The organism is Vibrio sp. QJM3NY_15, assembly GCF_057785995.1.
Genome location: NZ_CM173518.1, coordinates 15629 through 27721 on the forward strand (window position 1 = coordinate 15629; position 12093 = coordinate 27721).

Here is a 12093-nt window from a genome sequence, read left to right on the forward strand (position 1 = left end):
TTTTAAATTTCAAGTGGTTGCATATCCCAATGCTTTATAAAAATAGCAACAACCCACATCGGCTCTACTAAAACCGCCTTAAACACTAGGCACTGCGGCCGTACCAACATTTCTAGCTTGACGCTTTACTTCAGGCTGGCTTGAATGATTAACAACTCAATGTCATTTTTTGATGTATTAGCCAAGCCATGGGTACCAAAACGTTTATTTACTATCATGTCTCCCGCTGTCACTTTTGTCTCGACACCTTCAATGATCATCGTGCCTTCACCTTTCAGAATAATATACATTTCTTCATCGTCTCCATGAGAATGCTCCCCCATAGAGCTTCCCGATGGCATGACAACACGGATGGCAAAATCCCAAGCACCATCAAAGTCTTTACGCCTGAACGCACGATAGATGTCTATCGCCCCCTCTCCATCATGACTGCTTTCATCTGTTTCTTTATCGCAAGTATAAAAATTACGTATCATAACTCTCTGAATCTCTCTAACTAGTTTCCGCTACTCTGTTAAACAATAAAACGCTACGGTAAGAAGTGGCGCTGCATGGTTGAATTCCACGTGTTTAGAATCACTCTGAGCCAGGGTAAATACCGTAATCTAGAGTCTTACAGGTTTACTTTTAGCGCGCCTGATGAATCCGCGATTAGCTTTATTGTTCTAACCACGGCTTGCTTAGAAAGTGGACTGTATAAATGTGGGTAAAGTGACCCATCATCTTCAGCCCCTACTGGAGGTTCATCTCTTAAGTCTTTGGCCACCGCGCTTTTGTCGATTTCTAAAAGATATACTTGCGCCACTCCCTCAAAGAAACAGTCTACAATTTTTTGCAGTTGCTGCTTATAAGCTAAATGAATAAAACCTTCGTCCTTAAAGGATTTTGGTTCATAGATTTCAGTGCTTTCGTATTCTCTGTAATCACTTTCGGTAAGTAAGTGGTATAGCATTTTATTTATCCTGTTTTATAAGCCTTGCGCAAGGAGAGAGACACAAAACCAAGCCGCATCAACTCATTTAAATTACAAACCAACGCAAAGTTTAAATGCCATGGATTGTGAATCGTAAATAATAGTATTTATTGGCTGAATTTTTTAAGAAATCCTTGCTTAACCTCTGGCCACTCCGAGTCAATAATTGAATACACAACCGTATCTCTTACAGAGCCATCCTTTAAGATTTGATGATTACGGAGGATACCATCGAGACTTGCACCAAGCCCTTCAATCGCTCTTCGAGAGATGGTATTCCCAACATGAGTGCGAAACTCGACGGCAATGGCTTCATAGCGCTCAAATAATTGTTTTAGAAGAAGGTATTTACACTCTTTATTTATCAGTGTTCCCCTAGCCACATTTGAATACCAAGTATAACCAATTAAAGCACGTCTATTTGGGCCATCAACACCATAGTAGCGGGGAGTCCCTACGACTTGATTAGTGGATTTAACTCGCACAGCATAAGCCACATTACCTAGATGCATTTGAGCAATAGCGTCACTAACGTATCGTTCCATTTTTTCTGGGCTCGGTACATTAGCGAACCATAGCTTCCAATGCTCTCCATCTTTCACTGCCTCAATTAATTCAGATACATGCCCTATAGTAAGAGGCTCAAGATCTACATGCTCGCCTTCAATCAGGCTCTGTTCTATCCACATAACTCTCAATTTTCCTTTTATCGCCAACACGGTGTTAAGTGTTGTGTAACGTATTCATCTGGCAAATCTTTGGCTATAGCGCTTTTCTAAATATCAAGAAGATATACCTCAAAGAGCAAACTCCGAATTACAAACTTTGAAAACATTGACCAAAGGCTCTTCCCAGCCGAGACAAACTCTAAGCTGATCAACGATTTGTTTCACTTGGCTCTTTGCCACATTGATTTCAACTTTTAATAACGGGTAGTTTTCGACTTTCCCGTTGCATCCAAACACAGGCGCAGAGCCATCAAGAGCTCGGTGAGAACCGATAACAGAACCAATAGCCCAACAGTGATCATAGTTTCCAATTCTATCGACACCCGACTCATGTAAGGTGCTCAAAACTAGATCTTGTTGCTCAGGCGTACAGAAAATCTCTAGTTTATACATCTAATTCAAACTCCTAAATGCCAAGCATTACGAATCATTTTAACTGCTTGTTATTGCGCTTATCCGTAGTTTTTCTTACACCAATTTTCCCAACTCTTTTCACCCAATTTTTTTCGTGCCTTGACGATTCTGAACACATTAACAAGTCCCATAAAGAAACCGAAAATAGCAGATGAAATAAGGTAAGTTTTCCAATGTTCGGGCTCTGAGTGCCAAGTAAACATCCACATCAAAGACCCCCAAATTACGGCCATCGATAATCCATAAATCAAGAATACTTTTTGAAGCGATTGAAACACCAGAGGCGTTTGAGACACGTTAGTGTATTTTGACCAAATAAAGGCATTTGGCCTCGTTAAGTCTGCAGGGACGCCCTTTTCAATAAGGTGCTGCTGAATGAATTTCGCCTTGTCCATCTTTACCTCACTATGTCTAAGTCACTTGAATTCTATGACTATGCGACGATTTATCGAGAAGTGTTACCCACTAAAGGACTAACTTGATTCAATGTGTGTGGGCTGATTGATACACATTGTTTTCTATCAACGCTCCAGAAAACTCAAAAGTCAGTAAACCTATTCGACTAAAACCTAAATGTTCATAAAAGCCATTCGATTCATTTTCTACCCACGTGTACAGCCAGTATTTATTACCAAACTGATTCTCTATTCCATTCAAAAGCTTTCGGCCTATCCCTTTACCTTTGAAAATGTTATCTACATAAAGTTTTTCTACTTCAAAGCCATTGCCAGGCGTTTGGTAGTGCGATTCAAGGTTAACCATTACGTAGCCTTGAATAACCTCATTTTCTTCACTTACAAACACACGATATTTAGTGGTATTCAATATTTCAAAGAAGTAGGCTGCCGTGAAAGTAGACAAGACATACTCAGCGTATTCAGTTTTGACCCCTTCTCTCGCATATGTGTCTAGCCAGACTTTAATGGACAATGCCGCTAATTTTACACAATCGTCTTTTGTCGCTTCCCTGACCATTTCCTCTCCAAGCACAGCAGTTATTAAACTGAATAATTATGAATTTTATCACTAGAGCATTTCTGTCTAGTAATTAAACCACCTCATACTTAGTTAAATAACTCATTTAATAACAGCACCTTACCAAGATAACCGCATCATACATGACGAAAAGCAGAAGTATTCCGTATAGCCAAAATTGAATGCAGAAATTATGTGAATGTGTGTATTGCTTATCATTTTCCTCATGTATTTCTTTACCCAAACAAAAATGGTTAGTTCTAGATTTGTATCAGGCGTGATGGTTAGTAAATTATGGATGACGTGATCGTTGATATAACCTCTACCGGATTTGCAAAAAAAAACCGACATGATTGTCGGCTTTTCGTTTGGATATAAGCTGCAAATAAAGTACTCAAAATGTTCCCGCTGAAGGTCACCTTTCCTGCTCCCTCTGAACTTCTAGCAGAGAAGCTAACCAACGCTTTGTAAAAACTCCCCAAAAGCTACGTTGAAGTGCAATGGTTTCTCAATGTGGGCATTGTGCGCACAATCGTTAATGATACACATAGAACTGTGCTCAATACCCTTCCACAATACTGATACCTGATCATCCCATGGATAAGTTTTATCTGAGTCCGCCCATATAATTAATACTGGCATTCTGTATTTAGAGACATAGGGTTCACCATTCCAACTGTTCATTGCGATAAGTCCGTTTAGATAGGACTGAAACGAAACCTTGTCTGCAAGTTGCATCGATTGCTTGAGTACCTGAGGCGCTAATTCATTTTTAAACCAACTAGACACTGCCCTCTGTTTGCTGTCGCCATAGGTAAAAGAGGATGCATTCTTGATACTCTCTTGTAATGGTTCAAACCTACCAGGCAAGTCGCCTTTCGGTCCTGTTCCATACAAGGTCAAACTGACGACTTGTTCAGCCCATTGATGCCCAATCTGCTGGGCGACCATTCCTCCCATTGAGTGCCCTATTAGGTGAAAACGCTTTATTCCAAGCAGTGCAAGTTGTGACATGACATCTTTGGCCATCTCTCGAATCGTTTCAAAAGCTGTCTCATCAGAACGATCACCAAAGCCTTTCAAACAAACAGGGACTACTTGCATGTTTTTCTCTAAAAACGGTACTTGAGCACTCCAATATTCTGGGCCACTTAAAAATCCGTGGATCATCACCAGTGGTACATTAACGTTCATTCACATTACCCCATAACATTTGGTAGCCACACTGCAAGCTGAGGAAAGATAACCATCAGTACAATCAAAAATATGAGAGCACCAATGAAAGGCAAGCAGCCTTTAATGACATCGACAATAGTCAGACGATCTTTCTCAATAGATTGAATAACATACAAATTTAGGCCAACAGGAGGAGTCAACACAGCGACTTCCATTGTTATGGTGTAAATGACACCGAACCAAATCAAGTCAAAGCCTGAAGCTTGAATCAGAGGAAACAAGGTTGGCAGAGTTATGAATGTCATCGAAACAGGCTCTAAGAACATGCCTAAAATAATGTAGAATAAAATAATCAGTGCAAGCGTCGTGTATGGCGATAGTTCCAGAGAAGTAAACAAGCTAGTGAACTCTTGTGGCACTTGATAGTAAGTCATCACAAAACCAAAAAGTACACCAGAAGAAAGTAATAGGCCCAAATAACCCATCGTCTTCATGGTCGCTTTGATTGATTCAAAGAACCCTTTGAGATCCATTCCCCCAACAGTCATAGCAAGTAGCAAGGTAATCACACAAGAGACACCCGCGGCTTCAGTAGGGGTCGCGATTCCCGCATAGATTGAGACTGTAATAATAAGACCGATAACCATCACTGGAATTATCGCGCTCAATGCTAGCCCCCAAGGAATGCTTTCACTGTCATCTGCCCCTGGTACGGATCCTTTTTGTAAGACACTCCACCCTTTAATGATAAGAAAGAAAAAGGAAACCAAAATTAAACCCGGTACAACGCCCGCAATAAACAGTTGTCCGATAGACTGATCGGTCACTATCCCGTAGAAAAGAAGAATCAAACTTGGTGGAAGAAGAACGCTGAGTGTTCCACCAGCAGCGAGCACCCCACTGGCGAGTTTTTTATCGTAGCCAAGGTCTAACATTGCTGGAAGCGCGACGCCGCCAATGGTCAATGAGCCAACCATACTCGATCCGCATACAGCGCCAAAGCCAGCACAAGCACCAACACTCCCGTATGCAGCAGAGCCTGTAATTGGCACCTTACTATGCATAAACCAATACAGATTGGGGCCTATGTTGGACCTGCCAATCAATTCCCCTAATAACACAAACAGCGGAACCGATAATAAAACGTAATCTACCCACACACCCCACATTTTAAGTTCGGCTGTAACAAGTGTTGTAGAAAAAGACTGAATTGAAAGAAGAAACGGAACGGATGCACCCGCCAGTGCAAATGGGATTGGTAAACCCATCACAATGAATAAAATTAATAGCCCCATTAAGCCGAGACCAACTTCATACCACTCAAGCATATATTATTCTCCAAGCTTTACTTGAGGCACAGAAGTCGTGCCACGAATTGACTCAAGTTTATGCATTATCGAGTCATAAAGTTTTAAAATAGAAACCAAAGATAAATTGAGTAATGAAACAAAAACTCCGGCCCAAAAATAATATTTAGGCCATAACAATATCTCTGAGGCAGCAAGCGACACATAGGACTTAGATAGCCCTTTAAAGGCGGCCAAAGCGAAAAAAACAGAGATAACCATCATCAGTGAGTTGTTCGCAATTTCCAGATAGTCTCTTTTCCCTTTAGAGAGTTGGTCGATAAAAATCGTTACCTTGGGAAAAGCATCTGCCTTAAGTGCGTATGAGAGGCCAACGAACGCTAATGGTACTAACATCAAAGCCGTTGCTTCTGTAACCATCCCATCAGGACTACCTATTACGTATCTCATGAATACGCCATAGGTAATCCAGAAAGCTTGGACAATAACGATTACACCACCACAATACAGCAGTACATTCGTTGAAATATCCAATGCTTTTTTGAATTTACCTTCCATAGTTTCTGTCCCTAGATTGAGTTTGCAGCAAAGAGGTCTTTCATCTTGACTGAAAGCTCTGTTCCACAATCATTCGTCAGCTCGTTTTCCCAAGATGTGGAAATATCGGAAACTAACTTAAGCTTTTGCTCTGAGGTCAGTTCAAGAACCGTACCGCCTTCTTTTTTAGCTTCTGCAATCCGCGCATCTACCCACTTTTCATATTGAGGTTTCAACCAAGCTTCAGTCTCTTTAGCTGCCTCTAGTAGCGCTTGCTGATCCGTTTCGGAAAGCGAGTCAAATCGCTCTTTATTCATCATGTACATGATGTTGCCGTAAAATATTCCAGCATCCACCATGTGTGGCATCACATTCCAAAGCTTCCATGAGCTATAAGTTGCTACGCCCATGTTGATGCCATCGACAACACCACGCTCCGCAGATTGAAACACTTCTTTAGGAGAGATAAAGACTGGCTTGCCGCCCCAACCTTCAATCATCTTGCTCACTAATGGCCCAACAGAACGAACTAGCTTGCCGTTTAAGTTGGAAAATTCTTCAACAGAATTGACCTGCTCGTTGAACCACCACTCTTGGTCATAAGAGTAATTAGAGTTCATGAGAGGAACCAAGCCGTTCTGATTAGCCTCCGGAGTAATGAGATCACGATATTGAGAATCCATGTCTAACTGCCCGTTCAAATCAACCGCTGACGGATATAATGAAGTTGTTCGATAACATGAAAGTCGATTATCAGCGCTGATCCAGCTGATATCTGCAACCCCGCCTTGTACAGCATCAACCCCTTCACTCCATCCGTGTAGCGTGGAGGATGGGTAAATTCTGACTTTCAGATTTCCGTTGGATTTTGCTTCTGCTATTTCCGCAAATTTTTTAAACCCTTCATACCTAATGTCCGATTCATTCACATAGGTAGAAAGCCTAATTACTTCTTTGCTCATTGCATTGAAAGACAGTAATCCACCAATAATTAAGCTGGCTAGTTTGATTGATTTTTTCATGTAATCTCCATTTACAACATTTCATTAAATCTTCTTACTATCAGTATTCAGTACTAACAGTCACGGTTAATAGATAAGGTCTGATTGAAAAGTATCACTCCTACCCATTACTCGTAATTAGGGAAGTCAAAGCTGTCACGATAGCCAAACAACGCTTGAGCGCCTCCGGTATGCACAAAGACAATGTTCTCGCCCTTCTTAAAGTGACCATTTCGAACGAGGTCGATAAGACCCGCGGCCCCTTTGCCCGAATACACGGGATCAAGCAAAATACCTTCAAAACGTGAGAACATGTTGATCGCTTCGATCGTTGAAGGTGCCGGTATCCCATAGCCTTCGCCAACATAGTCACAGTTCGCCACTACATCTTCGCGTTTTACTACGCCTGCCGCGCCCATGTGCTCAGCAGTACGTTGAGCCAATTTGAAGACATTGCCTTCTTGAGTTGGTTTATCAACGCGCACCCCGATACCAAGTACTGGAATTTGACTGTTCGTCATCGCAAAACCGGTGACCAGCCCTGCTTGAGTACCAGCACTCCCCGTAGCGTGTACTACGTGGTCAACCTTCAGGTTTCGGTCATTGCTTTGTTTTAAGATCTCTAATGCACAATCTACATATCCAAGAGCACCAATATGGTTGGAGCCACCGCCCGGTACGATGTAAGGCTTCTTGCCTTGAGCACGCAGTGTTGCTGCCACATCTTCCATCGCAGCGTTCATATCTGTACCGCCTGGATACTTAGAGAGTTGAGCATTGAATAGCTGGTCTAACATAACGTTACCGTTAAACTTATAATCAGGGTCATCACTTGCAGTACGATCTTCCAGTAAGACGATGCAATCCATATTCAGCTTGGTCGCTATCGCCGCCGTTTGACGTGCATGGTTCGACTGTGTTGCACCTTGAGTAATGATGGTATCAGCACCTTGTTCAACGGCATCAGCCATCAAAAATTCCAACTTTCGAGTTTTATTTCCGCCACCAGCAAGGCCAGTACAATCATCTCTCTTGATCCAGATGTTCGGGCCTCCTAACGCTTCACTCAGATTTTTCATTAGCTCTAAGGGTGTGTTCAAGTGGGCAAAATTTAAACGAGGATAACGCGATAAATGCATCTCTCTTCTCCAGTCAATGTTTAGTTAGTGGTTTGTTTAACACTGAATTACATTAGCTCGTGATATCGCTCGAAAGATAATGCTTTTTGCTAACAGGGGTGTTAACTTTTGTTTAACAAAAATATCGACATTCATAATTTTGGACAAGGATTCGCCACATGGATTTGAAGTGGATTGAGGACTTTTTACACCTTTCTCAATACGGAAGTTTTGCAAAAGCAGCCAAAGCAAGAAACATCACTCAACCTGCTTTTGGCCGAAGAATCAAGCTATTAGAAGAATGGGTGGGGACTGACCTGGTTAATAGGAACACTTACCCAGCGACATTCACTAAAGCGGGATTTCGGTTTCTAAAACATGCGAATGACCTCAAACAACAAATAGACTACGCTCGGCTAGAAACGGCTAGGGAAGTTAACAATAATGAAACAAAAGTCACATTTCATACTCAGCACTCGCTGTCTGAATATGTCGTTAATAAGATGATTAACGAATACACCGATGCGTTTAAAACGACCTTAGTTTATGTCAGCCCAAACAACTTACATGATTCAGTGCAAGCATTTATCGACAACCGATCTGATTTTCTTATCGGCTTATCTTTCAAGGGAAGTCGACTTTATGTACCCAATCCAGAAGTTGAATCCGTCACGATCGGGCATGAGTGCCTAATACCAGTTGTTGCCAGTAAAAGTGATGGTTCAGCACTCTACAAAGACTGCAAAAATTCAAGCGTCCCTCTGCTCAGTTATCCATCGAATACTTTTTTCGCACAAGTATTAGAAAAACATGGCTCAATAGCTCAAAGCCTTTGTAGTTTTGATATCGTGTACGAAAACGCCGTCACACATTCTCTCAAATCAATGGCGCTATCGGGGCACGGGGTGGCGTGGTTACCAGAAGGCTTTGTTCAAGAAGAGCTTGAACAAGGTTTATTGATGAGGTTTTCAGAAACCATTTCACCAATTAACGCTAAAATAAAACTCTACCGCTTCTCGACTGAAGAAATGACACCTGGAATGGGGAAATTGTGGCACCACTTCAAAGAGACTAGCGTTGAAACCAAAAGGCAAAAAAAACTGGTTACTGACCTTGCAAAGCCAATACATAGCTAACGTAAACGCAGCTATTCCTCTAAAGGTAAGAAGATAAAAGATAAGCCGATAAATACGGCTTATCTTTTAACAGGGTTGCCTAACTGGCCAAGGCACTCAAAAACTCGGCTTCAAACTCTTCATCAATAGGCTTAGAGAAACAGTCCACCAGCCAATCGATACTGCGTTGTTCCAGCTGTGTGTTGACGACAAAGGCTTGTTTAAGCCCAAACTCATCTAAGGTCGCTGAGCCATGGTTTTTGTAATGCTTATTGCCGTGGTAATGCAGTGATTTAACATTTTCTGAAGTCTTGAGAGGTTGTGATTCAATAGTATTAGAAAGTTGAATAACGAGTTCCATCGGATTTTTAAGAGAGCTGATTCGATACAGAAAACCTCCTTCCACACGCTGTCTTACCCAATAATCAAACTCATCACAGTCCACTACACTGTCACTGATCAGTACCGCTTCACTGCGATAGTCACACGGCTCTACGACAACGGGTGTGTGCTTGAATTCTGGCTGTCCTGAGTTGGAATCGGTATTGGGTAAGATAAGGTCGCATGGCTTACTGTTTTTGGCTGTGGTGCCGTTCCAATGGATTGGCATGAAGACCTGCTCTTTGCGCATCTCTTGCGTTAACACCAAGCGTGCTTGAGATTCCCCTTGGGCACTCTTCACTTTAACCACTTGGTTGGTTTGATTGGTACTGGTTGCAAAGCCGAACTTTTTGGCGGTTTCAGGGTGAATGGCTAAGAATGGCTCTGGCGTATGCTCACCAAGCGATGAAGCAAGCCCCGTTCGGCTCATGGTGTGCCATTGGTCTCGGATTCGGCCTGTGTTCATGATAAGCGGGAATTCAAGGCTGGTATCAGCAATGGGTTTGTCGTGCTCAACTGCAATAAACTGCGCTTTGCCAGATTCGGTAAAGAACTCGCCAGTGGTGAACATACGTTGCTCAATGATCTCTGTTTGATATTTTAGCACTGGCCATTGCTGTGGAGTGAGTTCGCCATAGCCTTTCTCATCCAGTTGCGTGAGTCCAATTAAACATAAGTCACGCGCTTTGCCTGTTTCATTGCCGAGCGCTGTCATCTCGCAATATTCTTTAAAGATCTCACCTTCGTGACGGTAATCAAACTGCTCTTTGAATCCCATTTTTTGCGCAACTTCTTTTAATATCCACCAATCAGGTTTGGCTTCCCCTGGGCTTGGTAATACGCGACGTTGGCGTGAGATTCGACGCTCAGAGTTGGTTACGGTGCCCGACTTCTCGCTCCACCCTTGCGCGGGCAGCACCACATCGGCCAAGCGAGTGGTTTCAGTGTCGGCAATGCAGTCCGACACCACCACAAATGGGCACTTATCTAATGCCGCTTTGATTTTTTCGCTATCTGGCAAACTCACGACTGGATTGGTTGCCATGATCCACACCGCTTTGATTTTGCCTTCATCCATGGCATCAAACAGGTCAATCGCTTTTAAACCTGCGTGTGTGGCTAAGCTGTCGGTTTGCCAGAACTCGCTCACCGTTTGGTGTGATCGCGGATCACCAAATTCGAAGTGCGCCGCTAAGGTATTGGCTAGTCCGCCTACCTCACGCCCGCCCATGGCGTTCGGCTGACCTGTTACTGAGAATGGCCCCATTCCCGGCTTGCCGATTTTTCCGGTGGCTAAATGGCAGTTAATAATGGCATTCACCTTGTCACACCCTTGTGTGGATTGGTTTACACCTTGGGAATAGATGGTGAGCACTTTCTCATTAGAAGCAAACAGCTTGTAGAACTGTTCGAGTTGCTGCTCTGTAAGCCCGGTTAGCTCGGGAACGCTTTTGTCGCCCCAACCTGACTCGGTATAACGGTAATGCGTTGCGGATCGAATGGCTTCGGTAAAACCTTGGGTGTGATGTTCAATGAAATCAGAATCGAGTTTGTCGTTATCATCTAAGTAAGCCAACAAACCATTGAACAGTGCGACATCAGAGCCGGATTCCAACGCCAAGTGAATGTCTGCAATTTCACAAGTGTCGGTATAACGCGGGTCGATAACGATCACTTTTAATGCAGGGTTGGCTTGTTTGGCGGCTCTTAACCTTTGGAATAACACAGGGTGACACCAAGCGAGGTTTGAGCCAGTAATCACGACTAGATCGGCTTGCTCGAGATCTTCATAACAAACAGGTACTGTGTCTGCGCCAAATGCTCGCTTATGCCCGACCACAGTTGAAGCCATGCAAAGGCGAGAATTACTGTCGATGTTGCCACTACCGATGAAGCCTTTCATCAATTTATTGGCAACGTAATAGTCTTCGGTAAGCAGCTGACCAGAAACATAAAACGCAACCGAATCGGCCCCAAATTCTTCAATCGTTTGATTGAATTTGTCTGCGACCAACTGAGTAGCACTGTTCCAATTCAGATCTTGTTTTTGCTCATTCTGAATATGAGCAGGCTGTGTTAGGCGTCCTAAAGGCGTGACAGTATCACCAAGCGCAATCCCTTTAGTACATAGCTTTCCATAGTTTGATGGATGATCTTTATCACCACGTACTTCTAGTTTTCCTAACGATGTCGGTCTCGCTTCTATTCCACACCCTACACCACAATAAGCACAGGTTGATTTTATCCAGCCGCTGTTTGAATCGGTCATCCGTTTCTCGCTCAATTATCCATAATTGTAATAACTCAAACCAAGCAAATAGCACGCCATTTAATACCAGTCGAGAAAAATGAAATATTTAGCATTAAA

The 12093-nt window shown here is 42.8% G+C and carries 13 protein-coding genes; 1 reads left to right on the top strand and 12 read right to left on the bottom strand.

What is annotated here, in order from left to right:
• Window positions 1–125: 125 nt before the first annotated feature.
• The 11 genes from AC3CKG_RS16570 to cuyA all read right to left on the bottom strand — a co-directional run bounded on the left by AC3CKG_RS16570 (window position 126) and on the right by cuyA (window position 8250).
• A complete protein-coding gene (locus AC3CKG_RS16570; RefSeq protein WP_065105466.1) occupies window positions 126–476 on the bottom strand; it encodes a cupin domain-containing protein in 351 nt (116 codons plus the stop codon).
• A 137-nt stretch (window positions 477–613) separates the two neighbouring features.
• The gene (locus AC3CKG_RS16575) at window positions 614–952 is read right to left on the bottom strand and encodes a DUF952 domain-containing protein (protein WP_065105465.1); all 339 of its coding nucleotides are present in this window, start codon (window positions 950–952) and stop codon (window positions 614–616) included.
• A 128-nt stretch (window positions 953–1080) separates the two neighbouring features.
• A complete protein-coding gene (locus AC3CKG_RS16580) occupies window positions 1081–1662 on the bottom strand; it encodes a GNAT family N-acetyltransferase (protein ID WP_488529576.1) in 582 nt (193 codons plus the stop codon).
• 108 nt (window positions 1663–1770) lie between these two features.
• Window positions 1771–2094: a YqfO family protein gene (locus AC3CKG_RS16585; RefSeq protein ID WP_102291832.1), complete on the bottom strand. Its 324-nt coding sequence runs from the start codon at window positions 2092–2094 to the stop codon at window positions 1771–1773.
• A gap of 59 nt (window positions 2095–2153) precedes the next feature.
• On the bottom strand, window positions 2154–2510 hold the full coding sequence (locus AC3CKG_RS16590) for a DUF6404 family protein (protein WP_102291833.1): 357 nt from the start codon (window positions 2508–2510) through the stop codon (window positions 2154–2156).
• Window positions 2511–2598: 88 nt separating this feature from the next.
• Window positions 2599–3090: a GNAT family N-acetyltransferase gene (locus tag AC3CKG_RS16595; protein ID WP_017106677.1), complete on the bottom strand. Its 492-nt coding sequence runs from the start codon at window positions 3088–3090 to the stop codon at window positions 2599–2601.
• A 453-nt stretch (window positions 3091–3543) separates the two neighbouring features.
• Entirely contained in the window at window positions 3544–4284 is a 741-nt protein-coding gene (locus AC3CKG_RS16600) for an alpha/beta fold hydrolase (protein WP_488529577.1), read from the bottom strand.
• Between the two features lie 5 nt (window positions 4285–4289).
• Window positions 4290–5594 carry a TRAP transporter large permease gene (locus AC3CKG_RS16605; protein WP_065105463.1) on the bottom strand — a complete coding sequence of 435 codons (1305 nt, stop codon included), beginning with the start codon at window positions 5592–5594 and terminating at the stop codon, window positions 4290–4292.
• A gap of 3 nt (window positions 5595–5597) precedes the next feature.
• Window positions 5598–6131 (bottom strand): TRAP transporter small permease, encoded by a 534-nt coding sequence (locus AC3CKG_RS16610; RefSeq protein WP_488529578.1) that lies wholly within the window; start codon window positions 6129–6131, stop codon window positions 5598–5600.
• An 11-nt stretch (window positions 6132–6142) separates the two neighbouring features.
• Entirely contained in the window at window positions 6143–7132 is a 990-nt protein-coding gene (locus AC3CKG_RS16615) for a TRAP transporter substrate-binding protein (RefSeq protein WP_488529579.1), read from the bottom strand.
• 107 nt (window positions 7133–7239) lie between these two features.
• Window positions 7240–8250, bottom strand: coding sequence for a D-cysteate sulfo-lyase (gene cuyA / locus AC3CKG_RS16620; RefSeq protein WP_488529580.1), 1011 nt, complete (start codon window positions 8248–8250; stop codon window positions 7240–7242).
• Between the two features lie 158 nt (window positions 8251–8408).
• Between cuyA and AC3CKG_RS16625 the strand changes: the two genes are divergently transcribed.
• Window positions 8409–9365: a LysR family transcriptional regulator gene (locus tag AC3CKG_RS16625; protein ID WP_488529581.1), complete on the top strand. Its 957-nt coding sequence runs from the start codon at window positions 8409–8411 to the stop codon at window positions 9363–9365.
• 79 nt (window positions 9366–9444) lie between these two features.
• Here the strand turns inward: AC3CKG_RS16625 and AC3CKG_RS16630 are convergent, their stop codons facing one another.
• On the bottom strand, window positions 9445–12009 hold the full coding sequence (locus AC3CKG_RS16630) for a molybdopterin oxidoreductase family protein (RefSeq protein WP_488529582.1): 2565 nt from the start codon (window positions 12007–12009) through the stop codon (window positions 9445–9447).
• Window positions 12010–12093 lie beyond the last annotated feature (84 nt).

What these genes read in the sequence shown, in the direction of transcription:
- AC3CKG_RS16585 (WP_102291832.1), bottom strand. Translation starts at nt 2,094, where the DNA reads ATGTATAAACTAGAGATTTTCTGTACGCCTGAGCAACAAGATCTAGTT.
- AC3CKG_RS16625 (WP_488529581.1), top strand. Translation starts at nt 8,409, where the DNA reads ATGGATTTGAAGTGGATTGAGGACTTTTTACACCTTTCTCAATACGGA.
- AC3CKG_RS16590 (WP_102291833.1), bottom strand. Translation starts at nt 2,510, where the DNA reads ATGGACAAGGCGAAATTCATTCAGCAGCACCTTATTGAAAAGGGCGTC.
- AC3CKG_RS16610 (WP_488529578.1), bottom strand. Translation starts at nt 6,131, where the DNA reads ATGGAAGGTAAATTCAAAAAAGCATTGGATATTTCAACGAATGTACTG.
- AC3CKG_RS16580 (WP_488529576.1), bottom strand. Translation starts at nt 1,662, where the DNA reads ATGTGGATAGAACAGAGCCTGATTGAAGGCGAGCATGTAGATCTTGAG.
- cuyA (WP_488529580.1), bottom strand. Translation starts at nt 8,250, where the DNA reads ATGCATTTATCGCGTTATCCTCGTTTAAATTTTGCCCACTTGAACACA.
- AC3CKG_RS16615 (WP_488529579.1), bottom strand. Translation starts at nt 7,132, where the DNA reads ATGAAAAAATCAATCAAACTAGCCAGCTTAATTATTGGTGGATTACTG.
- AC3CKG_RS16595 (WP_017106677.1), bottom strand. Translation starts at nt 3,090, where the DNA reads ATGGTCAGGGAAGCGACAAAAGACGATTGTGTAAAATTAGCGGCATTG.
- AC3CKG_RS16600 (WP_488529577.1), bottom strand. Translation starts at nt 4,284, where the DNA reads ATGAACGTTAATGTACCACTGGTGATGATCCACGGATTTTTAAGTGGC.
- AC3CKG_RS16605 (WP_065105463.1), bottom strand. Translation starts at nt 5,594, where the DNA reads ATGCTTGAGTGGTATGAAGTTGGTCTCGGCTTAATGGGGCTATTAATT.
- AC3CKG_RS16575 (WP_065105465.1), bottom strand. Translation starts at nt 952, where the DNA reads ATGCTATACCACTTACTTACCGAAAGTGATTACAGAGAATACGAAAGC.
- AC3CKG_RS16570 (WP_065105466.1), bottom strand. Translation starts at nt 476, where the DNA reads ATGATACGTAATTTTTATACTTGCGATAAAGAAACAGATGAAAGCAGT.